This window comes from Corallococcus macrosporus, from assembly GCF_017302985.1.
Classification (GTDB): Bacteria; Myxococcota; Myxococcia; order Myxococcales; family Myxococcaceae; genus Corallococcus; species Corallococcus macrosporus_A.
Map to the genome: position 1 here is coordinate 263,188 of NZ_JAFIMU010000013.1, position 26,842 is coordinate 290,029.

General features: G+C 70.8%; 9 protein-coding genes. 1 reads left to right on the forward strand and 8 read right to left on the reverse strand.

Going from position 1 to position 26,842, the window contains the following annotated elements; translation table 11 throughout:
- Position 1: 1 nt before the first annotated feature.
- The 8 genes from JYK02_RS35320 to fabD are packed head-to-tail and all read right to left on the reverse strand — an operon-like array spanning position 2 to position 25,983.
- The gene (locus tag JYK02_RS35320; protein ID WP_207057361.1) at positions 2-6,058 is read right to left on the reverse strand and encodes a beta-ketoacyl synthase N-terminal-like domain-containing protein; all 6,057 of its coding nucleotides are present in this window, start codon (positions 6,056-6,058) and stop codon (positions 2-4) included.
- Positions 6,051-18,245, reverse strand: coding sequence for an SDR family NAD(P)-dependent oxidoreductase (locus JYK02_RS35325; protein WP_207057362.1), 12,195 nt, complete (start codon positions 18,243-18,245; stop codon positions 6,051-6,053). Before JYK02_RS35325 ends, JYK02_RS35320 begins: the two co-directional genes overlap by 8 nt.
- Before the next feature lie 8 nt (positions 18,246-18,253).
- Entirely contained in the window at positions 18,254-18,991 is a 738-nt protein-coding gene (locus JYK02_RS35330; protein ID WP_242589558.1) for a polyketide synthase, read from the reverse strand.
- 22 nt (positions 18,992-19,013) lie between these two features.
- A complete protein-coding gene (locus JYK02_RS35335; RefSeq protein ID WP_207057364.1) occupies positions 19,014-19,817 on the reverse strand; it encodes an enoyl-CoA hydratase-related protein in 804 nt (267 codons plus the stop codon).
- Entirely contained in the window at positions 19,808-21,070 is a 1,263-nt protein-coding gene (locus JYK02_RS35340) for a hydroxymethylglutaryl-CoA synthase family protein (protein ID WP_242589559.1), read from the reverse strand. The genes JYK02_RS35335 and JYK02_RS35340 overlap by 10 nt, the downstream gene beginning before the upstream one ends.
- Positions 21,067-22,329 (reverse strand): beta-ketoacyl synthase N-terminal-like domain-containing protein, encoded by a 1,263-nt coding sequence (locus JYK02_RS35345; protein WP_207057365.1) that lies wholly within the window; start codon positions 22,327-22,329, stop codon positions 21,067-21,069. The genes JYK02_RS35340 and JYK02_RS35345 overlap by 4 nt, the downstream gene beginning before the upstream one ends.
- Before the next feature lie 10 nt (positions 22,330-22,339).
- Positions 22,340-22,585: a phosphopantetheine-binding protein gene (locus JYK02_RS35350; RefSeq protein WP_207057366.1), complete on the reverse strand. Its 246-nt coding sequence runs from the start codon at positions 22,583-22,585 to the stop codon at positions 22,340-22,342.
- A 20-nt stretch (positions 22,586-22,605) separates the two neighbouring features.
- Positions 22,606-25,983, reverse strand: coding sequence for an ACP S-malonyltransferase (gene fabD, locus JYK02_RS40175; RefSeq protein ID WP_242589560.1), 3,378 nt, complete (start codon positions 25,981-25,983; stop codon positions 22,606-22,608).
- Between the two features lie 127 nt (positions 25,984-26,110).
- Between fabD and JYK02_RS35370 the strand changes: the two genes are divergently transcribed.
- On the forward strand, positions 26,111-26,791 hold the full coding sequence (locus JYK02_RS35370; protein WP_207057367.1) for a DUF1579 family protein: 681 nt from the start codon (positions 26,111-26,113) through the stop codon (positions 26,789-26,791).
- Positions 26,792-26,842: the final 51 nt, after the last annotated feature.

Consider the following 26,842-nt stretch of genomic DNA (forward strand, 5'->3'; position numbering starts at 1 on the left):
CTCAGCGCTTCTCCCGCAGCACGCCCAGGCTGCTCACGTAACGACGCCCTTCCCGGTACTGGATCTCCACGTCCTGCCCATCCACGCTGCCCAGCTCCCGCAGGAGCACCGCCAGGCTCCGCGCGGCGGTCAGCGACGGACGCTCGGTGTCCGCGAGCTCCACGCTCCGGAGCGCCAGGGCCGGACTCTCCATCCTCGCGGTGCGCAGCAGCCCCGCGACGGCCGCGTGGAGCGGTTCGCTGCCGTCCCGCCCGGAGGCGTGGGCGTGCAGGAGCTGGATCCGCTGCTTCGGCTTGCGGCTCGCCAGGGCCTTGCAGAGCGAGGCCACCGAGTAGAAGCCGAGCAGCAACTGCTGCTCCAGGTCCTCCGCGTCCGTGCCCACGGAGGGCTCGGACCACAGGTGCAGGAGCCGCCCCGGGAGCCGTCCTTCGCCCAGCGCGTCCAGCAGCCGGTCGAAGTCTTCTTCACGTCCAGGGGCCACCGTGAAGACGTCCCGCCCGATGCGCTCGAATCGCTCGCCGGGCCGCACGAAGAGGACCTCCGTGCCGGCGACTCCCAGCGCATCCAGGTGCGTCCTCACCCGGTCCACCGAAGCCGCATCCGGACCGAAGACGAGCAGCGGGCCTCCCGCGTCCGCGACGGCCTCGGGAGTCTGCGCGTGCGACAGCTCCCATCGCCGCTCGCAGTAGAACGGCGCCGCGGGCCGCGCGAGGCCTCGCTCCAGCGGCTTGACGGACAGACCATGCAGCCGCGCGACGTGACGGCCTTCCAGGTCGAGGACCTGAAGGTGGAAGGCCCGGAGGCCATCGGCGGGTGGTGTCGCCACCTCCTCGGCGCGGACATAGCAGTCGGGAGGCAGCGGGCCGAACAGCTCCAGCTCCTCCAGCGCCACGGGCACATAGACGAACGCTCCAGGCCGGAGCAGGCCCGCGAGCGACTGGAACGCGCCATCCACCAGCGCCGGATGCAACACGAAGTCCTGGCGGTGTTCCCGCAGCGAATCGGGCAGGCGCAGCCGCGCGATGGACTCGTGCTCACCGGACGCGAGCTCTTCGATGACTCGCAGGCTGGGGCCGTAGCCGGAGCCGGACTGGCGGAGGGTTTCGTACCAGGTGGAGCCAGACTTCCGATCAGGGCACCTGCGCAGCACCGAGGCGACGTCGATGGGCGCGGGGGCCGGACGCTGCGCGCCGAGGAGCAACCGGCCTCGTGCGTGCTCGCGCGCGCCCTCCCCGTCCATGGTGACTTCGAAGTCCAGACCGTCGTCTCCGCCGCCGAACCGCAGTGAAATCTCTCGTGGGGCATCGACCACCACCGGCCTGCGCCAGCTCACCTGACGCAGTCCTCTCACGGTCGCGGCGCCCAGCAGCTTCACGGCCGCTGCTCGCGCCAGCTCCAGCGTCATCGCGCCCGGCAGCAACCGCTGGCCCTGGATGATGTGGTCGCGCACGAAGAACTCTTCTCCCGACAGCTTGTGGGTGAAGCGCGTTTCCGGCGCGGCGGGCGGGGTTCCTGCTTCCGCCCAGTAGCGGGTGCGGGCGAAGGGATAGGTCGGCAGGGGCACCCTTCGTGGCGGGGCCTCCGCGTACCAGTGGGACCAGTCCACTTCGGCGCCCAGGGCCCAGGCCTCCGCCAGGGGTGCGGCGTGGTGGTGCTTCAGGTGGTCTTCCAGCGCCGGGGCTTCCGCCTTCGCGCCCAGGGCCTTCAGTGCCTCGGCGCTTCGCTTGCGGTGGCCCTGGTACAGCCGGCCCGGCAATGCCTGTCCGCGCAGATAGGCGTCCAGTCCTTCGCGGGCCTCGCTGGCGTTCGACACGACGAGCGCCAGCCGCTCGTCGTGGGCATCCCTTCCCACCTGGAGCGTGTAGAGCACCGACGCGAAGGCATCCGGGGTCGGTCCTTCGGGAATGGACGCGGGCACGGTCTGCGGACGCTTCCGGGTGATGCGTTCGATGAGCGCCCCCAGTCCCTCCACGCCCACGAACTCCGAGGGCAGCAGGGAGACGTCCCACTTCTCCTCGATGCGCTCCACCAGCCTTCCGATGACGTTGCGCTGGAGCAGCGCGCCGAGGATGGAGTCGTCCGCGAGGACCTCCGCCGCGTCCACGCCCAGCAGCTCCGCGCACAGCGCCGCCACGTCCTCCCTCAAACCTTCGGAGGATGCACCGGCTCGCGGCGCTGCTGAGTGGCCCAGCGCATCCCGCAGCAGCGTCGCGTAGGCCCGCAGCCGCTCCTGATCCCTCGCGGAGAGGACGAGCACTCCGGGTTCGCTCCGTCGCGCGGGTTCACGCTGGGGCGGCGGCAGGTACTCCTCCAGGACGACGTGCGCGTTCACGCCGCCGTAGCCGAACGAGTTCACCCCCGCGCGCCGGGGCACGACGTTCCCCTTCGCGTCGCTCAAGCGCGGCCAGGGACGGGCCTCCCGGTTCAGGTAGAAGGGGCTGCCTTCCAGTTGGATGCGCGGGTTCACGTCGCGCACGTGGAGGGTGGCCGGGAGCACGCCGTGGCGGAGGGAGAGCAGCACCTTGACCAAGCTGGCCATGCCCGAGGCGGGCTCCAGGTGGCCGATGTTCGTCTTCACCGAGCCGAGCCCGCAGTGCGGCTGGCTCGCGGGCGGATGGTCCCAGCGCCGGTACAGCTCCGTGAATGCCTTCTTCAGCGCGTTGAGCTCGATGGGGTCTCCCAGCGCCGTCCCCGTGCCCATCGCTTCGACGTAGGTGATGGTGGCGGGGTCGATCCGCGCTTCGGAATAGGCCTCGACCATGGCCTCCGCCTGGGCGACGGGGTTCGGCGCGGTCAGGGACGTTGAACGGCCGCCGTGGTTGATGGCGACGCCACGGATGAGGCCGTGGATGGTGTCCCCGTCCTTCTGCGCCTTCCGCAGCGGCTTGAGCACCACCACCGCGACGCCCTCTCCACGCACGTAGCCGTTGGCGCTCGCGTCGAAGGTCTTGGAACGGCCATCCGGGCTGAGCAGCCCGCCCTTGTCCGCGATGACGAACAGGTCCGGGTCGAGCATCACGTGGACGCCGCCCACCAGGGCCTGATCGCATTCACCGCGCCGCAGGGCCTGCACCGCGCGGTGCAGCGCGACGAGGGCGCTGGAGCAGGCCGTGTCCACCGCTTCGCTCGGCCCTCGCAGGTTCAGCAGGTATGACAGGCGGTTGGGCAGGATGGAGCGCGACGAGCCCGTCACTGACTGCGGCACGATGGGAGAGCCCTGGCGCGCGAGCACGCTCGGGTAGTCCGTCGCGGCCATGCCCACGAAGACGCCGGTCCTGGAGCCCCACAGCTCCGCGGTGCGGTGGCCGGAGTCCTCGATGGCCTTCCAGGCGGTCTCCAGGAAGAGACGCTGCTGCGGATCCATGACCTCGGCTTCCTTGGGGGAGATGCCGAAGAACAGGGCGTCGAACCGGTCCACGTCGTCGATGAAGCCGCCCCACTTCACGCGCGTCTTGCCGGGCTCCTTCGCCGGGTCGCCGAAGTACGCGCGCCAGTCCCAGCGCTCGGAGGGGACCTCCGTCACCAGGTCGTCGCCCGCGAGGAGGTGTTCCCAGAATGCGTCCACCTCCGGAGATTGGGGGAACCGGCCCGCCATCCCGACGATGGCAATGGGCTCATCCGTCACCACTTCCGCAGGTGTCTCGGCCACGGCTGTTGCGGCAACACCATGAGTGGCCACAGCAACGGGGGTGCTGTCCGCCTGACGCGAGGAGGCCGTGTCGCCGCGCAGAACGGACTCCGGCAACAGGCCGTGAAGATGATCCGCGAACGACAGCAGCGTCGGGTGCTCGAAGAAGACGGTCGCGTCGAGTTCGACGCCGTAGACCCGCTTCAGGGTGCCCACCAGCTCCGTGAACAGGATGGAGTCGAAGCCGTAGACGCTCAGCGGCTTGCGCAGGTCCAGCTCACGCGGCTCCAGCTTGAGGACCTCCGCCGCGAGCCGCGCCAGGTCCTTCCGTAGACGTTCCGTTGAATCATCCCCCGGAGCTGTGGACGCCGGTGAGTCCTTCGCGGCGAGCGCAGGCCCCACAGGGCTCCCTGCGCTGGCAATGGGGCCGACCGGGGCAGTGGGAGCAGCCAAGACACTCCCCGTCCCCGGTGACGGATGTGGTCCGGGCAGGCCGTAACGTTCGCCTTCGAACGGGTACGTGGGCAGGGACACACGGCGGCGTCCCCCGCCGTGGTGGAGCGTCTCCCAGGGCAGCGCATAGCCCTGGAGGTACAGGTCCTTCAGCGCCAGGAGCCCGTTGCGGCAGGCGGCCTCCGCGTCCGGCGCCAGCGCCGCCGTCTCCGCGAGCAGCGCCTCTCCGCGTGACTGCCTCGCGGCATCCCACGGCACCGGATTCGACTCCAGGTTGGCCGAGCCCGCTCCCTCCACCGCCTCGCCCCGGAGCACGGCCTGGAGCTGGGCCTTCAGTTCGGCGGCATCGCGCGCGACCAGGGCGCAGCGGACCGGGAAGTGGGTGCGCCCCACCTGCAACGTGTACGTGACGTCCTCGAGCGAGCGCTCCGACAACCCCTCCGGCAACCACGCCAGGAAGCGCTCCAGCACCCGGCGCAGGCCGGACTCCGTCTTCGCGGAGAAGAGGGCCAGATGGACGGGCCAGGGGCGGCCGTCCTTGCGCGCCGGGGCCTCCTCCAGCACCAGGTGCGCGTTGGTCCCGCTGAAGCCGAACGAGCTGATCGCCGCGCGCCGGGGCCGGCCTGCCTCCGCGGGCCAGTCTCGCGTCTCCGTGGGGACGTAGAACGGCGTCTGCGCGAAGTCGATGTGCCGGTTCGGCTTGTGGAAGTGCAGCGAGCGCGGGATGCGGCGGTGCTTCAGGCACAGCGCCGTCTTGATCACCCCCGCCACCCCCGCCGCCGCGATGGAGTGACCGATGTTCGTCTTCACCGCGCCGATGGCGCAGAACTGCTTGCGGTCCGTGAACCGCGCGAACGCGCCGCTGAGCGCCTGGATCTCGATGGGGTCTCCCAGCTTCGTCCCCGTGCCGTGCGCCTCCACGTAGCCAAGCGTCCCCGGGTCGATTCCGAAGCGCGTGTAGACGCCCGTCTCCAGCGCGAGCTGCGAGGGTGCGCTGGGCGCGGTGATGCCGTTGGTCTTCCCGTCCTGGTTGATGCCCGTGGCCTTGATGACCGCGTGGATGCTGTCGCCGTCCGCCAGCGCGTCCTCCAGCGGCTTGAGCACGACGACGCCCACGCCCTCCGCGGGGACGAAGCCGTTGGCCTCGTCATCGAAGGTCTTGCAGCGCCCGTCCGTGGAGAGCATCCCCATCTTCGACGCCAGCACGTGCACGTCCGGCGTCATGAAGAGGGACACACCCGCCGCCAGCGCCATGCGGACCGTGCCGCTCCAGAGGCTCTCGCAGGCCAGGTGGATGGCCACCAGCGACGCGGAGCAGGCCGTGTCCACCGTGAGGGCGGGCCCGCGCAGGTTCAGGAAGTACGCGATGCGGGCCGCGAGGATGGCGCCGGAGATGCCGCCCAGGGCGTAGCCCTCCGGCACCATGTCGCGCTCGGCCATCGCCAGCCGGTAGTCACTCCAGCCAAAGCCGACGTAGACGCCGCACGAGCGCTCCGCCAGCGCCGTGTCCGAGTAGCCCGCGTCCTCCAGCGCCCGCCACGCCTCCTGGAGGAACAGCCGCTGCTGCGGATCCATGAGCTGCGCTTCGCGCGGAGAGATGCCGAAGAACTCCCGGTCGAACCGGTCCACGTCCGACAGGAAGCCGCCCCGGTTGCAGGTGCTGCGGCCGGGCACGCGCGGATCCGGGTCGTAGAAGGCATCTCCGTCCCAGCGGTCCTTCGGGATGGACGTGACCGAGTCACGGCCCTCCAGCAGGTTCTCCCAGAACCGCTCGACGTCCGGCGCGCCGGGGAACTGGCCCGACATGCCGATGATGGCGATGTCTCGCGAACCGGCCGCGCTGTTCGCCGCAACCGGGGCGACAGGCCTGGGGCTGGGAGCAGTCTCCTTGAGCAGGCGCATCGCCTCCTCGCGCGACAGCTCCCTGCGCGCCACCTTCTCCAGGATGTCCCTGCGACGGAGGGCTTCCCTATCCATGTCTGCGCTCCAGGAAATCATCGACCTCGTCGATGGACACGTCGCCCGATTCGAGCGCCGCGAGCATCGAGAGCATTTCGTCCTCGCCACCCGCGACGGGCTTCGAGGGCACGCTCGCGCGCAGCTCCAGGATGTGCCGGGCGAGCTGCCGGACGGAGCCGTAGTTGAACAGGTCCGTGCTGCGCAGCGCGACGGACAGGGCCCGGTTGAGCTTGTCCGACAGGTCCACCGCGAGGATGGAGTCCACGCCCAGCTCCGCGAAGGGCAGCTCCGGAAGCAGCTCATGCTCCGGGATGCGCAGCACCACCGCGGCCACCTGGATGATCTCCCGCTCCACCTGCCGGCGCTGCTCCTGGCTGGAGCCCGTCACGCGCGGCGCGGGGGCTGGAGGCTTCGGCGCGGGAGCCGGAGGCGCAGGAGGCTTCGCGGGTGCGGGCATCACAACGGTCGCCGGCGGCTGCGCGGACACCATGGCGGGCGCGCCCACGCATCCGTCGCTGACGCCAATCATGACGTGCTGGGCAAGGCCATGCCCCAGCCCGCCGGGCTGACCGCAGGCCACGAGCGGCCGGAAGCCCGTGTCCTGGAGCGCCGTGCTCCAGCCGGGAATGCTCAGCAGGGGCGCGTCGGGGAGCCGGTCCGCGACGTCCTCGAAGAGCCACCAGCCCTTGAGGAAGCCGAACGTCAGCGTCGTGTACTCGGGGACATCCGTGAGCTCGCTGATGGCGAGCCAGCCGTGGTGCTTCATCAGCACCTTCACCTGCTCCAGCGTCCTGCGGATGTTCTTCGTCGCGTGGAGCACGTTGGTCCCCATCACGAGGTCGAAGGAGCCCGGCACCAGGCCCTGGGCCTCCGGGCGCTTCTCCACGTCGAGCACCTGGAAGGTGGCGAAGGGATACGCGGCGCCGAACTGCTTGCGGGCCGCGTTGACGAAGCCCAGGCCCACGTCGGTGAAGACGAACTCCACCGCGCCGACGCCCTTGAGCGCTTCCAGCACGAACGCCGTGGTGCTCCCCGTGCCGGCGCCCACCTCCAGGATGCGGACGGGCTCCTGGCTTCCGGAGCGGCGGCGCTCCTCCACGAACCAGCGGCAGATGATGGCCACCAGGCGGTTGAAGTAGTCCGCGAGCGGATGGCCCCGGTAATAGGCCTCCACGAGCGCGCTGGAGGAGTCCGGGAACAGCACCTCCGTCGGCAGCAGCTCGCCGCGCAGCACTTCATGGGCTCGGGACAGCGTCGCCCACATGAGGTCCAGGTGCGGCCGGAACTCCGGATGCGTGGCGAGCAGGTGCCCACGCCAGGCCTCCAGCTCGCGCGCATCCGGTGACGTTTCCGCGCGGGGCGTGACGCGGATGAAGGAGCCCCGGCGCTCCACGTAGCCGCCGCGCTCCAGCACGCCCAGCATCGCCTGCCAGAGGCGCGCGTGGTCCTCCACCACGCCCACCTGCCGCGCCCGCGCCTGGGCGTCCCACTCCTCGCCCGCGTGGACCACGGCGCCCAGACGCTTCAGCACGCCGAGCAACATCGCGCGGCCCCAGGCCTCCACCTGGGCATAGGCGTCCTCGACGCCGGGCAGCCGGCCACCGGCCTGCTGCTCCCAGACCGGCGCCTCCTGGAGCGCGCGGGCTTCGAGGCCTGGAGGCGCCGGTGCGTACACCTCCACGCTCCGGCTGAAGTCCACGCCCAGCCGCTCCAGCAGCGGGCGCGTGCCCTTGAAGATCATCATCTGCGGCGCCGCGCCCGCGAGCACCGCCTCCATGCCCTCCATGCCCTCGTGGGCATCCATGGGCAGGATGCCCTGGTTCTCCAGCCGCCTGCGCAGCCCCTCGTCGGCCACGAGGCCCAGGCTTCCCCACGAGCCCCAGTTCAGCGCGAACGCGGGCACGTTCCTCACCTCGCGAAGCCACGCCGCGTACGCGTCCTGGAACGTGCAGCCCGCCGAGTAGTTCGACGCGCCCACGTTGCCCCAGAAGGACTGGCCCGAGGAGAAGAAGACCGCGCACTCCAGCGGCTCTCCCTCCAGCGCCGCGTGCACCGCCACGCTCGCCTTCACCTTCGAGTCCAGCACCGTGCGCAGCATGCCTTCCGTCATGCGCTCCAGGAGCTGGTCCTGGATCACCACGGCGAGATGGAAGACGCCGTGGACGGTGCCGAAGCGCTGCTTCGCCTGTGCGACGACCCGAGCCGCTTCGCCCGGCTTCGTCACGTCCGCCCGCACGTACTCCACCTCGGCTCCGGCGGCCTCCAGTCCCTTCAGCTTCCGCGCGAGGTCGCCCTCGGCTGCGCGCCTTCCGACGATGACCAGCCGTGCCGCGTACTTCCTCGCCAGCCACTCGCCCACCGCCAGCCCGATGCCGCCGCCTCCGCCCACCAGCAGGTACACGCCGCGCTGTCTCAGTGGCACCCGTCCCTGCTGCAACCGCTTCACTGGCAGCAGCCGCCGCACGTACCGGCGTCCCTGCCTCAGCGCTACGTCCGCTCCCTTCCCGTCCCCTTCCTCCCCCACCACTCCGTCCACCCACTGGCCGCGCGCGACGTCCTCTGTCCCCACGTCCACGTAGCTGACACGCAGCGCCGGGTATTCGTTCGCCACTGCCTTCGCGAAGCCCTGCACGCTCGCGCCCCACGGACGCGGGCTTTCGCCCTCCACCACCCGGTGCGCGCCCACCGTCACCACCCTCAACTCCAACGGCTTGAGGGCCCAACCATGCGCGCTCAGCGCCTTCACCAGACTGAAGAGGGCCACCACGCCCCGCTCCTGGCTGGCTTCCAGCGCCGCTTCGTCTTCCACGCGGGCCGTGACGCCTCCCAGGAAGTACAGCCGCGTCAGGCCTCCGGCCTCTTGCAGCCACTGCTGCGCTCCGGCCTCGTCGCGCCGGTTCCATTCCCACTGGCCTGGACCGTGGCGATGCGTCCGCTCCGACAGCCGCACCCGCACCACACCGTCCGCCGCGTGCGCCTGCGCCAGTGCCTCTTCCAGCTCGGCGCTGCCTTCGTGGCCCACCAGCACCACTCGCGCGCCTTGCGTCGAGGCGTTCCATTCACGGGCTCGCACCGGTGCAGGCGCGGGTTCCCACCTGGGCGCGTACAGGAGCGCTTCGGCCTTCGCGGAGGACTCGGGCTTCGCTGCGGCCTGCGGCTTCGTGTCGCGCCACTCCCTCAGCGTCACCTCGTTCAGCTCGACGCAGACCTCTCCCTTCGCATCGAGGATCGCGACGTCGTAGCGCAAGCGACCTAGCTGCTTGATGGCGGCGAAGGCCTCGGCCGGGACGGCCCGGCGGAGCACGACCTCCTCCACCGCGAAGGGCATCACCGTGGTCCCGGGTGCCTGCTCCACCACTCCGAGGACGCTCTGCATCGCGCCGTCCAGCATGCCGGGCGGCAGACCCCACTGGTTCCACTCCTCCCGCTGCTTCCCGTTCACCGCGAGATGCGACAGGGCTTCCGTCGCGCCACAGCGGACCTCCTTCACGCTCCGGAAGCTCTCGCCGTAACGCAGGCCAATTCCCTCGTAGCGCTGGTACAGCTCCGGCGCATCGAGCCTCCGCTCACACCGCGCGCGCAGCTCCTCCAACGACACGCGTGCGCTCGCCTCGGGCTGCGAGCCCGTGTGGATCTCTCCCTGCGCGTGGGTCGTCCAGCCATCGCCTTCGGTCCCCTGGCTCTGCACCAGGAAGTCCAGCCGGCCGGATTCGCCCCGGCGCAGCGTCAAGCGGACGTCGCGCCCCGCGCCTTCCACCGCGAGCTTCTGGAGCCACACCACGCGACGCAGCGTGTACTGCCCGGGCCCGAGCGCCTGGCGCGCCGCTTCGTGCGCCATCTCCAGGTACGCGACGCCGGGGAGGATGGCGTGTCCCCGCACCCGGTGCTCCGCCACCACCCAGGCCTCCTCGGGCAGGCGCCGCGTGAAGACGAGCCCCGTGTCCAGGGTGCCTCCCGCCTCCACCGCTCCGAGCAGCAGGTGCGCGTCTCGCGCGGGCTCACCAATCCAGTGGCGCGTCCGGGCGAAGGGATACGTCGGCAGCGACACGCGCCGGCGCGCACGGCCCGCGAACAGGCGCGTGCCCTCCACGGACTCGCCCTTCAACCAGCCCGTGGCGAGCATGTGGAGCTGTTCCACGAAGCGCGTTCCGGAGGCGCGTGCCTCCCGCCAGCGCGCCTCGTCCGACGCCGCGTCCACCGGCGGACGCGACGTGACGTTGGCCACCTCCGCGAACCATGTCCCCCGCGCACCCGCCGACTGCCGGAGGGCTTCACGCAGTTGCTCGCGCAGCTCGGCGACATCGCGGACGACGAAGGCGGCTCGCACCGCGAAGTGGCGGCGGCCCAGGAGCAACGTATGGCTGACGTCCTCCAGCGAGACGGTCGTGCCCTCCGCCTCCAGCCATCCGTCCAGGTCCCGCATCCGGCGCAGGAGGGCTTCTTCCGTCCGCCCGGACAGCGCGATGAGGACATGGGAGTCCGGCACCTCTCCCGTGGCGTGGGCGACAGCGGGCGCCTCCTCCAGCACGAGGTGGGCATTGGTGCCGCTGAACCCGAACGAGCTGAGCGCCGCCCTGCGCGGACGGCCTTCCTGGCGCGGCCACGGCTGGAGCTGGCGGACGACGTAGAAGGGGCTCGACTGGAAGTCGATGTGCTCGTTCTCGCGCTCCAGTCCCAGGCTTGGCGGCAGCAGGTTGTGCTCCAGGGACAGGAGCAGCTTGATCAGCCCGGTGACGCCGGCCGCCGCGGCCGTGTGGCCCACGTTGGTCTTCACCGAACCCAGACCGCAGAAGCGCGTGCGGTCCGTCGACGCCCGGAAGGCGTTCGTGAGGGCCTGCACTTCGATGGGGTCGCCCAGCCGGGTGCCCGTGCCGTGCGCTTCCACGTAGCTGATGGTTTCCGGGTGCACGCCGGCCCGTTCGTAGACGGAGCGCTCCAGTTCCTCCTGTGACAGGGCGCTGGGCGCGGTCAGGCCGTTCGTCTTGCCGTCCTGGTTGACGCCCGTGCCCTTGATGACGCCGTAGATGTGATCTCGGTCGCGCAGGGCCGCCGCCAACGGCTTGAGGACGACCGCCGCCGCGGCCTCTCCGGGGACGAAGCCGTCCGCGCCGTCGTCGAACGTGCGGCACTGGCCGCGCGGGGACAGCATGCCGGCGTTGCTGGTCTTGATGTAGAACGACGGCGTCACGGCGATGAACACGCCGCCCGCCACCGCCATCTCACAGTCGCCCGCGAGCAGGCTCCGGCAGGCGAGGTGGACCGCCGTGAGCGAGGAGGAGCAGGCCGTGTCGAGCGAGATGCTCGGGCCCTTCAGGTTGAGGAAGTAGGACAGCCGCGCGGGGATGACGGAGCAGTCGTTGCCCGCCAGCGCCTGCGCTTCGGTCTGCACTCCGGCCTGCTGGAGGTTGAGGGTGTAGTCGCCCGCGTTCACTCCGGCGAAGACGCCCACGCGCAGCTTCGACGCCTCGTCGGTGGCGTAGCCGGCGTCTTCAAGCGCGCTCCAGCACTCCTCCAGGAACACGCGCTGCTGGGGCTCGGCCAGCTCGGCTTCGCGGCCGGTGATGCCGAAGAAGCGCGCGTCGAAGCGATCGATGTCGGTGAGGAAGCCGCCCCACTTGCAGTGGGTCTTGTCGCGCTTCATCGGATCCGGATCGTAGTGCCGGGTCCAGTCCCAGCGGCTCGCGGGGACCTCGGTGATGGCGCTGCGGCCGGACTCCAGCAGCTTCCAGAAGGCACGCGCGTTCGGGGCTCCCGGGAAGCGCCCGGCGAGTCCGATGACGGCGATGTCCGATGACGCCACGGGTGAGGGCTCGGGCGTCGGGATGTGGGCCTCTAAGACCTGGCGGTCCGCGAGCTGGACCTCGGGCGGTGCTGCTTGCGGCGGCGGGGCCTTCGCGGCGAAGGCCTTCTCCACGGCGCCGCCGTGGGTCTTCAGGAGGAAGTCCCGGAGGCGGAAGACGTTCGGGTAGTCGAAGAGGGTCGTCGTGCGCAGGGACAGGCCCAGGGTCCGGTTGAGGCTGTTGACCAGACCGATGCCCATGATGGAGTTGATCCCGTACTCCGCGAACTGTTGCTCGCGGTCGATGCGGTCCTCCGGCATCCCGAGGATCTCCGCGACGAGGCGCACGATTTCACCCTCGACCGCCCGGCCCAGGTCCACCGGAGGCTGCGGCGCCACGGGCCGAGTCGACGCCGCGCTTGCAGGCGCCTGCGCACCGGAATGACCGTAGGAGGGGACCGGCGCCGTTCGAGGAGCCTCGGCCGCGGCGGGCGCGAATGCGGACATCGGCGAGGGACCCTGCCCCATCGCACGCTCACCCACCGTTCCATGCGCGAATCCTGGCGCGGAGGCCATACCCGCTGGCGTGAACGCCGAGGGAGGTGTCACGGGCGCGAACGCTGGAGGTGATGCCACCACCGCTGGCGCGAACGCGGACGTGGGGCCGTGGCTCGACGCGTGGTCAAACGCCTGGGGTGCCGCTTGTCCGGATCGCGATGCCGCGGGTTCCGGAGTCAGACTGGCTTGAGCCATCGGCGACGGGAGGTAGGTCCGGGCCGTCTTCGGCGCGTCCAGCCAGTAGCGGTCCTGCGCGAACGGGTACGTCGGCAGCGGCATGCGGCGGCAGCCTTCACCCTGCGGGAGGACCGCCCAGTCGATGCCTGCCCCTCCGACCCACAGCTCCGCGAGCCGGGGCAGCTTCCCCTTGCGCGCCCAGCTTCGCAGCATCACCTGCGCGTCCTCGTCGTCGCTCAGGAGCGTGTTGCGGCGGCCCGCGCCCTTCGCACTGCCCACGAACGTGTCGCCGTCCTGACGCCCCGACAGGAACGCATGCAGCTTCTGGAGCAGCTCCGTCGTGCTCCCCGCCACGATGGCCAGCCGCTCCTCCATCTCCTCGCGGCCGACCTGCAACGTGTAGGCGACGTCCGCGAGCGGAAGCTCTTCCACCGGCCCCTGCGCCGCCGGTGCCGCCGCACGGCCCACACCCCGCGCCTCCAACGCCTGGACCAGCGGCTTCAGCGACAGGCTTCCACTCAGCACCGACGAGGACAGCTCCACGTCGCAGGACTCGTTCACCCGGCCCAGCAGCTCCGCAACCCCCGCGGGCCCGAGCGCCCTCGCGCCCCAGTCCTCCTCGCGGCGCAGTTCGTCCACCGGAATCCCGAGCACCGCGGACGCGGCGGTCAGCACGATGTCCTCCGCGCTTCCCCGCGTGCCGGTACCTGCCGGAGCAATGCCCTGGCGCTCTTCAATGAACCGGATCAACTGCGCGGCCTGATCCTTCAGCCGGTCCGCGCTCCGGGCGGAAAGCGGGAACAGCCAGGGGCCGGACGACGTGACGTCCTGGGGCCGGGCCGCCACGTACTCCTCGAGGGCCACGTGGGCGTTGGCGCCACCGAAGCCGAAGGAACTCACGCCCGCGCGCCGGGGAATCGTGCGCCCCTCGGCGTCCGTCAGGCGCTTCCAGGGCTGCGTCTTGTGGACGATGTAGAAGGGGCTGCCCTCCAACCGGACCAGCGGGTTGAGCTTCTGGACGTGGAGGCTCGCCGGCAGCTCGCCGTGGCGCATGGCCATCAGCACCTTCACCACGCCCGCGAGGCCCGCAGCCGACTCCAGGTGCCCGACGTTCGTCTTGATGGACCCGATGCCGCAGTAGTTCGCCTGCTTCAGTGCCCGGCCGCGCCGCTTCGCGAGCTGGGTGAAGGCGGTCTTCAGGCCCTCCACCTCCACGGGGTCACCCAGCTCCGTGCCCGTGCCGTGCGCTTCCATGTACGTGACGGTCTCGGGCTCGAAGCCGGCTTCGTCCAGCGACCCAATGATGAGCTCCGCCTGGGCCTTCGGGTTCGGCGCGGTCAGCGAGTTGGCCCGGCCGCCGTGGTTCTGCCGGGAGCCTCGGACGACCGCGTGGATGGGGTCCGCGTCCGCTTCCGCCTGCTCCAGCCGCTTGAGCACCACCACCACCGAGCCCTCGCCGCGCACGTAGCCGTTCGCCGACGCGTCGAAGGTCTTGCAGCGCCCGTCGCGGGAGAGGATGCCCACCTGGGCGAGGTTCTGCGTCACCTCCGGCAGGGCCAGCACGTTGACGCCGCCCGCGATGGCGATGTCGCACTCACCGGACCGCAGCGACTGCACCGCGCGGTGGAGCGCGACGACGCTGCTCGCGCAGGCGGCGTTGTGGACCTCGCTGGGGCCCCGGAAGTTGAAGAAGTAGGAGATGCGATTGGCCAGCATCGTCAGGGCGTTGCCGGTCTCCACCTGCGCGTGCAGGAGGCCGTGATGCGACAGGCGGTGGTGGTAGTCCTGCGACCACACGCCCATGAAGACGCCGACGTTGCGCCCCGACAGCTTCGAGGGCGGCAGCCCCGCGTCCTCCAGCGCCTTCCAGGTGCTCTGCAACAGCATGCGCTGCTGCGGATCCATCAGCTCCGCTTCGCGCGGGGAGGCACCGAAGAACGACGCGTCGAAGCAGTCGAAACCTGGAGCGAAGCCGCCCCAGCGCAGGTAGGCGCCGTCCTCCTCGCCCCACGCCCTCCAGTCCCACCGGTTCGTGGGCGCCTCGGAGATGAGGTGATCCCCCGCGCGCAGGCGGCGCCAGAGCTCGTCCACGTCGCGGGCGCCGGGGAACACGCCGGACATCCCGATGATCGCCACGCCCCGCTCCGTGCCATCGGCTCGCTGGACGCCAAGGGGTTCAGGGGCCACGGCCGTCGCACGCGGAGCCTCCGTCGCGACCCTCGCCGAAACCTGGGGCGCCGCGTGAAGCGAAGGCGCAGGTGCTGCGGCAGACGCGGGTGCTGAGGCAGACGCGAGAACGCCCCCCAGCGCAGGTACTGCGGCAGACGGCAGTGCCCCAGCAGACATCGGTGCTGCACCAGACGTAGGCGCTCCGGCAGACGCGGCGGCTACGCCAGACGCGGGCGCTCCGGCAGATGTGGTGGCTACGCCAGACGCGGGCGCAGCGCCAAACGCTGGCGCTCCGGCGGACGTAGTGGCTGCGCCAGACGCTGGCGTTCCGGCAGAGGCCGGTGCTCCGGCAGATGCGGCGTTCGCGGGCGCCTGAGCCTTCGCGAGTTCCTCGCCGTACTGCTCCCAGAGGTGCTCCGCGATGCTCGCGATGGTCGGGTGCGAGAAGAACAGGGACGGGTTGAAGTCCACCTTGAACTGACGCTCGATGCGGGCGGCGAAGTCCTTGAGCCCCAGCGAGTCGAAGCCCACGTCCCCCAGGCTGTCGTGGGCCCCAAGCGCTCCTGCATCGACGCGGAGGATCTCCGTGCCCGCGGCCAACAGCTCCGCCTGGACCTTCCGGGTGAAGGCCCGTGCGTCGATCGCCGGGGCGCTAGGAGCCGCCGGAAGCGACGGCGCGACGGGTGCGGCCTGCGGAGCAGGCGGAGGCGAGGACTTCGACACGGAGGGAACCTCCACCTGCGTGGGGACAGGAGACTTCGGAGCGGCAGTGGTCACGGACACCCGGCCCTCGCGCTCGGCGCGCAGCGGCGAGTCTTCAATCCAGTGGCGACGACGCACGAACGGGTACAGCGGGAGGGCGACCTTCGCGTAGGCGCCATCCGGATAGAGCTCGTCCCAGCGCACGTCCACGCCCCGGAGCCACAGCTTCAACGCCGTGTCCCAGAAGCTGTCATCCAGGGTGCGAGCCTGCGCGGTCTGCACGATCAGCTCCGCCGGACGCGGCAGGGCCGTCTCACCCAGCGCGAGGCACGCGAAGTCCTCCCCGGCATCCGGCGCCTGCGGGAGCGCCTGCGCGCGACCCAGCCACTGCGCGAAGTCCCCCGCTTCGTGCAGCCGTCCGCTGCGCCCCTCCAGCAGCGGGCACACGGCACCCGGCCGCAGACGGCGCTGACGCGCGTGCGCCAGCTTCGCGATGCGCTCGAAGTCCGGCTGCTCCACCGCGAGCAGTTCCACCAACTCCCTGCGGGGAATCACCTCGCCGGACACCAGTTCCAACAGCTCGCGCAGGATCGGATCCAGCCGCTCCAGCGCGGTGTCCAGCTCCCACTTCTGCTGGAGCGACCGCAGCAGCACCGCACTCACGAATGCGAACAGCAGCCGCTGGTGCCGGTCCTCGACATCCCGCAGCGGATGGGTTCCATCCAGCAGCGAGGTCAGCCCCGCGTGCAGCCCACCCAGCGCGGGAGCCCACTCGGCCGCGAGCTTGCGGAAGGAGTGCTGCTTGCGGATGAGCAGCCGCGCGCTCTCCACCCACGGCACGAGCGTATCCACCACGCCATGGGCCCGCGCCACCAGGTCGCGCAGGTACTCCGCGTCCAGCGCGTACCGCATCCACACGCCGCCGCTCACGGGATCCACGAAGGGCACCGATGGCCGCGACAGCTCCACCTCGCCCGGCGACAACTCTCCGCGCAGCACCCGCAGCGCGTCCGTCAGCCGCATGACCCCGCTGACGACCAGGGCCGGCCACACGCCATCGCCATGGCCCGTGATGCGCTCGGGCACGAAGCCCGTGGCCAGCAGCCCGGCGACATAGGCATGCGCCGCCACGAAGCCACCCTCCGGCGTCGCCAGCGCCTCCGCCTGCTTCGTCTCCTCAATCCACCGCCTCAGCGCGCCGCCTGACACCAGCCGCGAAGCCGCCCCCTGCCCTCCCACGCCGGACCCCACCCGCAGCTCCCACGACCGCGGGCCATGGCGCTCCGCCTGGGGTGCCTGCGCCAGGAAGCGGCGCACGCCGTCCCGCTCCTCCACGACGACGCCCAGCCGGTACGGCAGCGACTGCCGCCCCCGCGCGAGCGTCCCGCACACGTCCTCCAGCCGCAGCCCGTCGAAGTCCTTCCCCGAAGCGAACGCGCTCCACGCCTCCACCAGGTTCGAGAGGCTGGCCGCGGAGTTCGCCGACAACGTGAAGGCCTGCGGGCCCTGCCCGACCGGCTCACGCTGCGCGGTGTCCGGCGGCGCGGCCTCCACCAGCACCTGCGCGTTCACACCGCCGAAGCCGAAGCAGGTCATGCCCGCTCGCAACGGCACGTCCTCCCGGATGCTCTTCCAAGGCACCGAGGCCCGCGCGAACTGGAACGGGCTGGCGTCGAAGTCCACCAGCGGGTTCACCGTCTTCACGTCGATGCTGGGCGCGATCCACCGATGCCTCAGCATCAGGAGGATCTTGATGAGGCTCGCCACGCCGGACGCGGGCTCCAGGTGGCCGACGTTCGGCTTCACCGACCCCAACTGGCAGAAGTTGCGCGCCTGCGTGTGCTTGCGGAACGCCTGCGTGAGCCCCTCGAACTCGATGGGGTCTCCCAGCGACGTGCCCGTCCCGTGGGACTCCATGTAGCTCACGGTATCCAGGCCGAAGCCCGCGTCCTCGCTGGCGGCCAGCGTCACGTCGCGCAGGGCCGGCATGCTGGGCGCGGTGAGGCCGCGGCCGTGTCCGTTGTGGTTCACCGCCGTGCCGCGCACGAGCGCGAGGACCCGGTTGTGCTCGGCCCGAGCGTCGCTCAGCCGCTGGAGCAGCACCAGCCCGATGCCCTCTCCCGGCGCGTAGCCGTCCGCGTCCACGTCGTAGGTCTTGCTCTTGCCCTCCGGGCTGAACAGCCGGAGCTGTTCGAAGGCATCGAACTTCCACGGGTGCAGGTTGAGGCTGGCGCCGCCCACGAGCGCGTAATCGCATTCACCGCGCAGCAGCGCTTCCTTCGCTTCGTGCAGCGCCACGAGCGACGAGGTGCAGGCCGCCTCCACGGCCATGCTGGGCCCCCGGAAGCCGAACACGTACGAGACCCGGTTCGCCACGATGCACGCGAACCCGCCCGTGGACGCGTAGCGGCTCGCCGTGACGCCGGCCATCCCCAGCTCCTGGAGATAGTCGCTGCTCATGGTGCCGATGAAGACGCCCGTCTTCTTCTCGCGCAGCCGGTCCAGCGGCACCGCCGCGTCCTCGAAGCAGTGCCAGGCCTCCTCCAGCACCAGGCGCTGCTGGGGGTCCATGTTGTCGGCCTCGGCGGGCGAGATGCCGAAGGCGGCGGCGTCGAACGAGTCCACGTGCTCCACGAGCCCGCTCCACTGGCCCTGGCTCGTCGGCTTCGTCACCCAGCGCTCGCGCGGCAGGGGCTGGATGGAGCTCACCCCCGCGACGAGGTTGTGCCAATAGGCCTCGACGTCCTTCGCCCCCGGGAACCGGCAGGCCATCCCGATGATGGCGATCGACTCCCCTGGCACACCCGACTTGCTGCGCATGCTGCCTCCTAGAACTGACCTTCGATGCGCTCCCGGACCTCGGGGAGGGTGAACGTCGTTTCCTGCATCCGAAGCTCCGCGTCGACGGCGTCCGCCAGCTCCGCGCGGAGCCGCGCCGTCAGCCGCTGCTTCAACAGCTTGAGGGACACGAGCGGCTTGTCCGCCAGCTCCTCCGCCTTGGCCATCGCCACCGCGAGCACGTCCTTGCGCGAGACGAAGTGCATGGGCGCGCCGCGCTCCTTGAGCTGGGCGCCGGTGTAGTTGGCCGCCGTGAAGAGCATCTCGCTGGCGAGCACATCACCGAACTTCCGGGGGATGACACAGGTGGCGCCGAACCCCGGCGTGAAGCCGTAGCGCATGAAGTTCGTGCAGTAGACGGCCTCCAGCGCCATCACGATGACGTCCGCGGTGCAGCCGAACACCAGCCCGCCGCCGATGCCGTGCCCCTGCATGGCCGACACGACGGGAAGCTCGCACCGCAGGAGCAGGTCGTAGAAGGCCATGTCGGTGAACCGCATCCGGCCCTCGTTCATCGCGAGCAGCTCTTCCTTGTTCCCGCCGCAGCAGAAGTAGGTGTCGTAGCCCGTGAGCACGACGACCTTTAGGTCCGGCCGCCGCGCCACCTGCGCGAACGCTCCCTGAAGCCCCTCCACCAGCGCGCGGGAGAAGGTGTTCTTCTGGGCGCGCTCCTCCATGCGCACCACCGCGATGCTCCCCTCCACCGTCAGCTTCACCACGTCGTCCATCACACGCCCCCTTTCCCGCGCCTCAGCGGTCCTTCGCTTCCCAGGGCAACAACTGGTGCTCCACGAAGTCCCGCAGGTTCTTCTGGAAGTCGCCGTGGACCATCAGCCGGGAGATCTCCGACACGGCCAGCTCCTCCACCTCGTCGGACAGCACCCAGACCTGGCGGAAGTAGCGCTTGAGGTTCCCCACCGTCGCGGGCTGCACGCGCGACAGCCGCGCCTTCAGCCGGCGCAGCGCGGCTTCCGGTGAGTCGCTCACCTCGTCCACGAGGTTCATCGCCAGGGCCGCTTCGGCGGACACCGGCTGCGTGGTGAGCGCCATGCGGTACGCGGGCTGATAGCCCACGCGCCGGATGAGGTACGGGATGACCATGGCGGGCATGAGCCCCCAGAGCACCTCCGACAGGCTGAAGCGCGAGCGCGGCGTGGCCACCACCAGGTCGCTGGCGGCCACGAAGCCCACGCCCCCCGCCAGCACCTCGCCGTCCACGTGCGAGATGATCACCCGCGGCATCGTCGCCATGCGCCGCAAGAGCTGCATGTACGGACGGGTCAGCACCTCCTGCTCCGCGGCCGTGGCGTCCGGGCGCAGCGTGGACACCTCGTCGAAGTCCATGCCGGTGCAGAACGTGCCCGGCTGGCCCCGCAGGACGATCAACTGCTGGCGCACGTCCGCCTCCACGGCGTCCAGCACCGCGTGCAGCTCCTCCAGGAGCGTGGCGTTGATGCTGTTGCGCGCCTCCGGGCGGTGGAGCGTCACCGTCACCACGCCGTCCGCCGCGTCCACGCGCAGCGTCTGGAGTCCGCCATGGCCGCTCAGGTCCATGCGTACTCCCGGTGGAAGCCCTTCACGCGGACCAGGCGCAGGCGCTTGCGGCCCTCGAACTGGCGCGCGTAGAGGTTGGACAGGTCGCCCACCTGGACCTCGGCGTCCTTGGTGCCGAAGCCAATTTCCATGCTCCGGTCGAGGATGCGCTCGTACTCGTCCATGGACAGCGAATGCCGGCGCGCCAGGTGCCCGCCGATGTCGAAGCGCGCCTGGACCCGCTGCGAGTTCCGGTCGAACGTGCCGCTGTAGAACTCCGACGAGCACCCGGAGCCGTACGAGAAGAGGCCCACGCGGTGGAAGTCCTGCGCGTTGGCGTTGTCGATGAGGCCGCACAGCGCCAGGAACACGGTGGCCGAGTAGATGTTGCCCACCTGCGTGCAGTAGCGCGTGGCCGGGACGATGCGGCGCTGGAAGTCCTCTTCAATCTGCGCGGCGCCCATGCCCGGCCCACCGAAGGCGCGCATCATCTTGCGGTGCGCGCCCTTCACCATGCCGGCGAACGGCGTGTGGAACGCGAGGTAGTCGAAGCTCGTGCGGAAGTCCGCTCCCTCCACGCGCTCCGCGTAGCCCTTGAAGCTGTTCTGGAGGCAGTCCAGGTACGCCAGCAGCGACACGTCCGGGTCACCCGCCTCGATGCCGACCTGGGGCCGGCACGTGTCCATGACCTCGTAGCTGTAGTAGCCGTTGGCGCCCAGGTCCATGCTCAGGACCTTCGGCTCGGAGCCCACGAGCAGCGCCACCGCGCCGGTGCCCTGTGAAGGTTCGTGGTACGTGTTGCGCGAGCCGTTGCGCGCCTCGTCCGTGGCGATGACCAGCGCCTTGGCGCCCGGGGACACGCCCGACGCGACGAAGCCCAGCGCCATCTGGAGCGCGGCCGTGCCGCCGTAGCAGGCCTGCTTCACCTCGAAGACGCGGCAGCGGCGGTGCAGGCCCAGGTGGTCGTGGATGTACGTGCTGATGGCCTTGCCGAAGTCGACGCCCGACTCCGTGGAGGCGATGACCAGCTCGATACGGGCCTGCTCCTCCGGAGTGAGCGCGTCCACCAGCGCCTTGGCGGCGTTCACCCCGTTGGTGATGGCGTCCTCCCAGGGCATGCCGACGGCCTTCTTCTCCATCAGGAGGTTGTCGAAGCGGGTCAGGTCCAGCCCCCGCTTCTCGAAGAGCGTGCGGATGTCCAGGTAGGCCTCACCGCCGTACGCGTTCATCGCCTCGATGCCGAACTCCATGCGCTGCGCCTCGTGTCCGTTCATGACCTGCGGATGACCACGCTCGTGTTGATGCCGCCGAAACCAAACGAATTGCTGAGCGCCACACCGACGGACTGCCCGGTGGCCGCGTCGCCGCAGAAGCGGCAGTCCTGGGCGAGCGGCTCGCGCAGGTTCGCGTTGCGGTGGAGGAAGCCCTCGCGAAGCTGGAGCACCGTCGCGATGCACTCCACGACGCCCGCGGAGAAGAGGCAGTGGCCCAGCAGCCCCTTGGTGGCGTTGAGCCACACCCGGCCCAGGTGTCCGCCAAACACGTCACGCAGGGCCTGCACCTCCGCCTCGTCACCGGCGGTGGAGGCCGTGGCGTGGGCGTTGACGTACTCCACGGCCTCCGGTGCCACGCCCGCACGGGCCAGCGCGTTGCGCATCGCCGCGACCTCACCCGCGACGTCCGGCGCCGCGGAGTGGCTGGCGGACAGCACCAGGCTGGCCCCCGCGAGCTCCGCGTGCAGCGGCGCCCCGCGCCCGCGCGCCGAGTCCTCCCGCTCCAGGACGACACAGGCCGTCCCCTGCCCCAGCACGAAGCCGTCGCGTCCGGCGTCGAAGGGCCGGCACACCTGATCCGCCTCGCGGCCGCCGCCCGGGCTCAGCGCGCCCAGGTGGTGCAGCGCCCGCAGCTCCATGGGGGACAGGTCCGCCAGGGGTCCCACCACCAGGCAGGCGTCCACCTCGCCCAGTTGGAGCAGCTGCCACGCCTTGAGCAGGGCCACGTTCCCGCTGGCGGACGCGCCCCCCACGGTGAAGCCCTCGCCCCGGATGCCCAGCACCTCGCTGAGGATCCCCACGTGGTCCGTGTCCAGGAAGCGCATCGCGTAGCGCGGGTCGATGAACTCCGGGTTCGCCACGAACTTCTTCGCCGTGTCGTGCTGGAGCCGCAGCGACAGGTTGCTGCCCGCGACCACCAGCCCCACGCGCTCCGCGGGTACCGGCGCGGCGTGCAGCCCCGCGTCCAGCCAGGCCTCCAGGGCGCTGAAGGTGGCGCACTCGATGGGGCGCGGCGCGCGCAGGGCCAGGCGGCGGGCCTTGTCCAGGAGCGGCCCGGCCCCCTCTGGAAACGACTTGAGGGCGTCCGCGAGCGTGAAGCCGTCCAGCTCCGCCGCGGCCGGGACGCCGGCCAGGGCGGGCTGCTGGGGCGCACGGATGGCGACGCGGCCCTCGCGCAGGCCTCGAGCCAGCGCGGGCACGCCCATGCCCTGGGCGGTCAGCGCCCCCATGCCGGTGATGAAGATGCGGCGGTCGCTCACGGTGCGGGGCTCAGCGCTGGGCGTGGTGCCGCTGGAAGATGCCCAGCAGCGAGCCGATGTCCTTGGCCTGGCTGAGCTCCGTGACGGGGACGTTGATGCCCAGGTCCTCCATCGTGCCCATGACGATCTCCATCCGGTCGATGGAGTTCGCGCCCAGCTCCTTCAATTGCCGCTCGGGGGTGATCAGCCGCGCGTCCACGTCCGGCAGCACCTTGAGGATGTTCTCCGAAATCACCTGGAAGAGGTCCGTGCTCATCGTCGTTGTTCCTGTCCTGCTCAAGCTGCTGCGTGAACGTTGCCGCGCGGGAGCGCACCGAAGGCGCGCATCCGGTCGGTGATGACCTGGGCGGTCTGCTGCATGAGGAGCTCGCCAATCTCCGCGACGCGCCGGTTCTCCCAGCGCTCCATCGGCGTGCCCTTGACCCACTGGTTGAAGGCGCCGAGCGCCGGGCCGCTGTGGACCTGGTAGTCGATGCGGCTGTCCTTGGAGCCGCCCAGCGCGAGCCGCGTGCTGTAGCCGAAGTACCACTTGAAGATGAGCGCCATCTTGTACTTGGGCAGGGCCTCCGCCTTTTCAATCTCCGAGGGCGGGTAGTAGGCCTTCACGTCCTCGTAGACGGCGTCGAAGCTCTTGCGGAAGTAGGCGGTCTGCAGGTGCTCGCGGGTCTTCGCGTCGATCTGCTCCAGCGAGTCGTGGAAGCGATAGAGGTCGTAGAGCTTGTTCGCGCGGGCGGAGAAGAAGAGGCCCTTCTTCACCACCTGGACGCGCGCGCCCAGCTCGAACAGGTCGCCGGCGGGGGCGTAGTCGAAGTCCTGGACGTTGAGCCCCTGGAGCAGCTCCTTCACCTCGTTGCTGGTGCCCGCCTCCACCGTGCACTGGTTGATGGAGCCGGTGAGGATGAAGTCCGCGCCCAGCATGAACGCCGCCGCGGCGGCTTCCGGCGTGCCGATGCCTCCCGCCGCGCCCACGCGCACGCGCTTCGCGTAGCCGTACTGGGCCATCATGCGGTCGCGCAGGCGGATGATGGCGGGCGTGAGGGCGTACGCGACGCCCTGGTCCGTGTGGCCGCCGGAGTCCGCCTCCACGCAGAGGTCGTCCGCCAGGGGGACGCGCTGGGACCACTCGGCCTGCTCCGGGGTGATGCGCCGCTGCTCCACCAGGCGCCGCACCAGCCGCTCCGGCGCGGGACGCAGGAAGGCCTCCGCGATCTCCGGGCGGGACACCTTGGCCACGATGCGGTTCTTCGGGACGACGTTGCCGCGCGCGTCGCGCTCCAGGCCGACCAGCCGGTAGCGCACCAGCGCGGAGGTCACGGCCATGTACGACGCGGCCTCGATGTGGCGCACGCCGTGGCGGAGGAAGAGGTCGACGGTGTCCTCCTCCAGCTGCGGGTTCTGCGGGCTGCTCAGCAGGTTGATGCCGTAGGCCTGCCCTCGCGACAGCTCCCGCTGGATGTGGAGGATGGCGGCCTCGGTGTCGCGGAGCGGGACGCCGCCGGAGCCGAAGTAGCCGAGCATGCCGGCCTTGCCCATGGCGACGACCATCTCCTTGGAGGCCACGCCCCGGTACATCGCGCCCGCCACGTAGGCGTACTTGATGCCGTGGTCGGCCCGGAACTCCGCGCTGCCCAGCGACTGCGCGGAAAAGCCCTCCGTCGCCACCGGAGCGGCTTCACGCGACTCGTGCCGGGGGACCCCGTTGCGCCGGGGCTCGGGAGCCGCAGGTGGAGGTGCCACCGGCGCGCTCACCTCGGGCGCGGACGGCGCGGGAGGCGGGGTGGGGACTGGTGCCGCCGCGACGGGTGCGGACGGAGCTTCACCCTCGAAGTCCCTCAGCATGTTGGCGAGCACGATGCCGGGGCCCACCTCCACGATCTTCATTCCCGGCTGCGCGAGCAGGTAGCGCACCGTGCCCGTCCAGTTCACCGGCCTGGCGATCTGGATGGCGAGCAACTCGCGGCACCGCGCCGCTTCGTAGGGCCGCGCCTCCACGTTGGAGATGACCGGGATGCGAGGCGGCTGGAAGTCGAAGCCCGCCAGGAACCGGCGGAACGTCTCCGACGCCGGGGCCATGTAGCGCGAGTGGAAGGCCGCGCTCACCTTGAGCAGCACGTACGCCTTCGCCCCCGCCGCCTCGAAGGCCGGGCTCGCGCGCTGCACCACGTCCGCGGGCCCGGCGATGACCACCTGGTTCGGCGTGTTGAAGTTCGCCACGTCCAGCGCGCCGAACTCCTCCGACGAGCGCAGCACCTCCTCGATGCGCTCGCGAGACAGGCCGACCACGGCCGCCATGCCGCCGCCCTTGGCCTCGGCCATGATCTCGCCACGGCGCTTCACCAGCCGCAGGCCCGTCTCGAAGTCGAAGCTGCCCGCGGCGAAGAGGGCGTTGTACTCACCCAGGCTGTGACCGGCGACGAAGTCCGGCTCCCCGTCCTTCGCCTTCTTCTCCAGGTACGACAGCGCGTTGACGACGTACAACGCCGGCTGCGTGTACTGCGTCTGCCCAAGGCGGTTGTCCGGGTTCTGGAGGCACAGCTCCTCGATGGAGTAGCCCAGGATCTCGCTGGCCTTGTCCGTGAGCGACCGGTACGGCTCGAACAGGCGCGCCCCCATGCCCTTGCGCTGCGTGCCCTGCCCCGGGAAGACGTACGCGATCATGCTCTTCTTCTCATGCTGGAGTGGAGGTGAGGACACGGCAGGAGGAGGCACGAACGAGCGCTCCAGCTGCTTCAAGCGCTCCACCTCGCCGTGGGCCGGCGTCATCACGGAGAACACCGCGGGGCGTCCGCTCTTCGCGACGCCCGCCTTCAACAGGTTCGCCAGCGAGCTGGAGGGCCCCACGTCGATGAAGGCGTACTCGCCCCGGGCCATCAGCCCACGAACGGCGTCGGAGAACGCCATGGGGCCCCGGATGGCGCCCCACAGGTGCTCGGGGGGCAGCTCGCGGCGGATGCCGCCGTCCAGCCCCGACACCACCGGGATGCGGGCGGGCCGCTGCGGCAGGCTCCGCAGGTCCGCCAGGTAGCGCTCCCGCGCGGGGTCCATGTACGACGAGTGGAACGCGTGAGCCACCGGCAGCTCGAAGGTCGTGATGCCCCGCGCCTGGAGCCGCGCATCCACCGCGCGCAGCGCCTCCACGCGGCCGGACACCACGAACTGGAAGGCGTCGTTGCGCCCCGCGTACTCCACGCCCTGGAAGAGCCCGGGCTCGCGCTCCATCAGCGCCGGATCATGCAGGACCGCGAGCATCCCGCCCGCCTCGCACGCGCCCTCCACCGCCCGGGCCAGCCGGACGCACGCCTCCAGCGCGGCCTCCGGTTCGTAGATGCCCGCGATGGCCGCCGCGACGATCTCCCCCAGGCTCACGCCCAGCGTCATCGCCGGCTCCAGCCCCCGCGCCATCAGCGAGCGCGCCAGCGCGTACTCCACCGTGAAGATGGACGCGTTGCTGTGCAGCGCGCGAGGCAGCGGCGCTCCGGAGCGGCCGTCCCCATACAACAGCCCCACCACCGACGTGCCGATGAGCGGCGTCGCCACGCGGTCCAGCCGCAGCACCCACTCCCGGAACACCGGGTCGTGTCGGTACAGGTCCACCCCCATCTGCAGGTACTGCGACCCCTGTCCCGAACACAGGAAGACCCATGGCGCGCTCATGACCAGCTCCCCCGAACCTCGTCGCGCTGGCCGATAGCCAGACATGCACCCGGTGACGAAACAATTTCTGTCATCGCAAACCCGCCGTTATGGTCTCTCCCTGTAGTCCGAGGAAAACACCATGACCATGACAAACCGACTCGCAGTCTCCCTGACGTGCCTGACCCTGCTGTCCGCCCAGGCGGCGCTGGCCGCGGAGCCCCAGGCTCCCGCCGCGAAGCCCGGCGCCACGCCCGCCACCCCCGCCGCGCCGGCCGCCAAGCCGGTCGCGAACACCGCCGCTCCCGCGGCCCCCACCGCCGCGCCGCCCGCTGGCGCCGCTCAGCAGGGCCCGCCGCCCGGCCTGCCGCAGCCCTCGCCGATGCTGGCGCAGCTGAAGGACTTCGAGGGCAAGTGGAAGTGCTCCGGCACGCGCGTTCCGATGCCGGGCGTGCCCGCGTACCCCATCGAGACGACGTGGACGGGCAAGAAGGACCTGAGCGGCTTCTGGGTCTCCATCCGCCTGGAGGAGAAGAAGACCGCCAAGAACCAGTTCCCCGTGGTGGGTGACTACGCGCTCGGCTTCGACCCGGGCAGCAACCAGCTGCTGGCGCTCTGGCACGACAACTTCGGTGGCCGCAGCGAGCAGCTGTCCACCGGCTGGCAGGGCGACACCTTCACCTGGGTGGGCGAGTACAACATGGGCGGCATGAAGTCCGGCGCCCGTGGCGTCTTCCACCGCAAGAGCGCGAAGGAGATGTCCCACACCGGCGAGGCCAACATCGGCGGCCAGTGGGTGGTGATGGTCGAGGAGACCTGCAAGCGCTAGCAGGTCCCACGCGGAGCCCTGGCCGGCACGCTCGAACGTGGCCGGCCGGGG

Bases quoted from the DNA above. Each gene is read 5' to 3' on its own strand.
- JYK02_RS35335 (WP_207057364.1), bottom strand. From the start codon at position 19,817: ATGGACCTGAGCGGCCATGGCGGACTCCAGACGCTGCGCGTGGACGCG.
- JYK02_RS35320 (WP_207057361.1), bottom strand. From the start codon at position 6,058: ATGGATAGGGAAGCCCTCCGTCGCAGGGACATCCTGGAGAAGGTGGCG.
- JYK02_RS35330 (WP_242589558.1), bottom strand. From the start codon at position 18,991: ATGGACGACGTGGTGAAGCTGACGGTGGAGGGGAGCATCGCGGTGGTG.
- JYK02_RS35350 (WP_207057366.1), bottom strand. From the start codon at position 22,585: ATGAGCACGGACCTCTTCCAGGTGATTTCGGAGAACATCCTCAAGGTG.
- JYK02_RS35370 (WP_207057367.1), top strand. From the start codon at position 26,111: ATGACAAACCGACTCGCAGTCTCCCTGACGTGCCTGACCCTGCTGTCC.
- JYK02_RS35340 (WP_242589559.1), bottom strand. From the start codon at position 21,070: ATGAACGGACACGAGGCGCAGCGCATGGAGTTCGGCATCGAGGCGATG.
- JYK02_RS35325 (WP_207057362.1), bottom strand. From the start codon at position 18,245: ATGCGCAGCAAGTCGGGTGTGCCAGGGGAGTCGATCGCCATCATCGGG.
- fabD (WP_242589560.1), bottom strand. From the start codon at position 25,983: ATGAGCGCGCCATGGGTCTTCCTGTGTTCGGGACAGGGGTCGCAGTAC.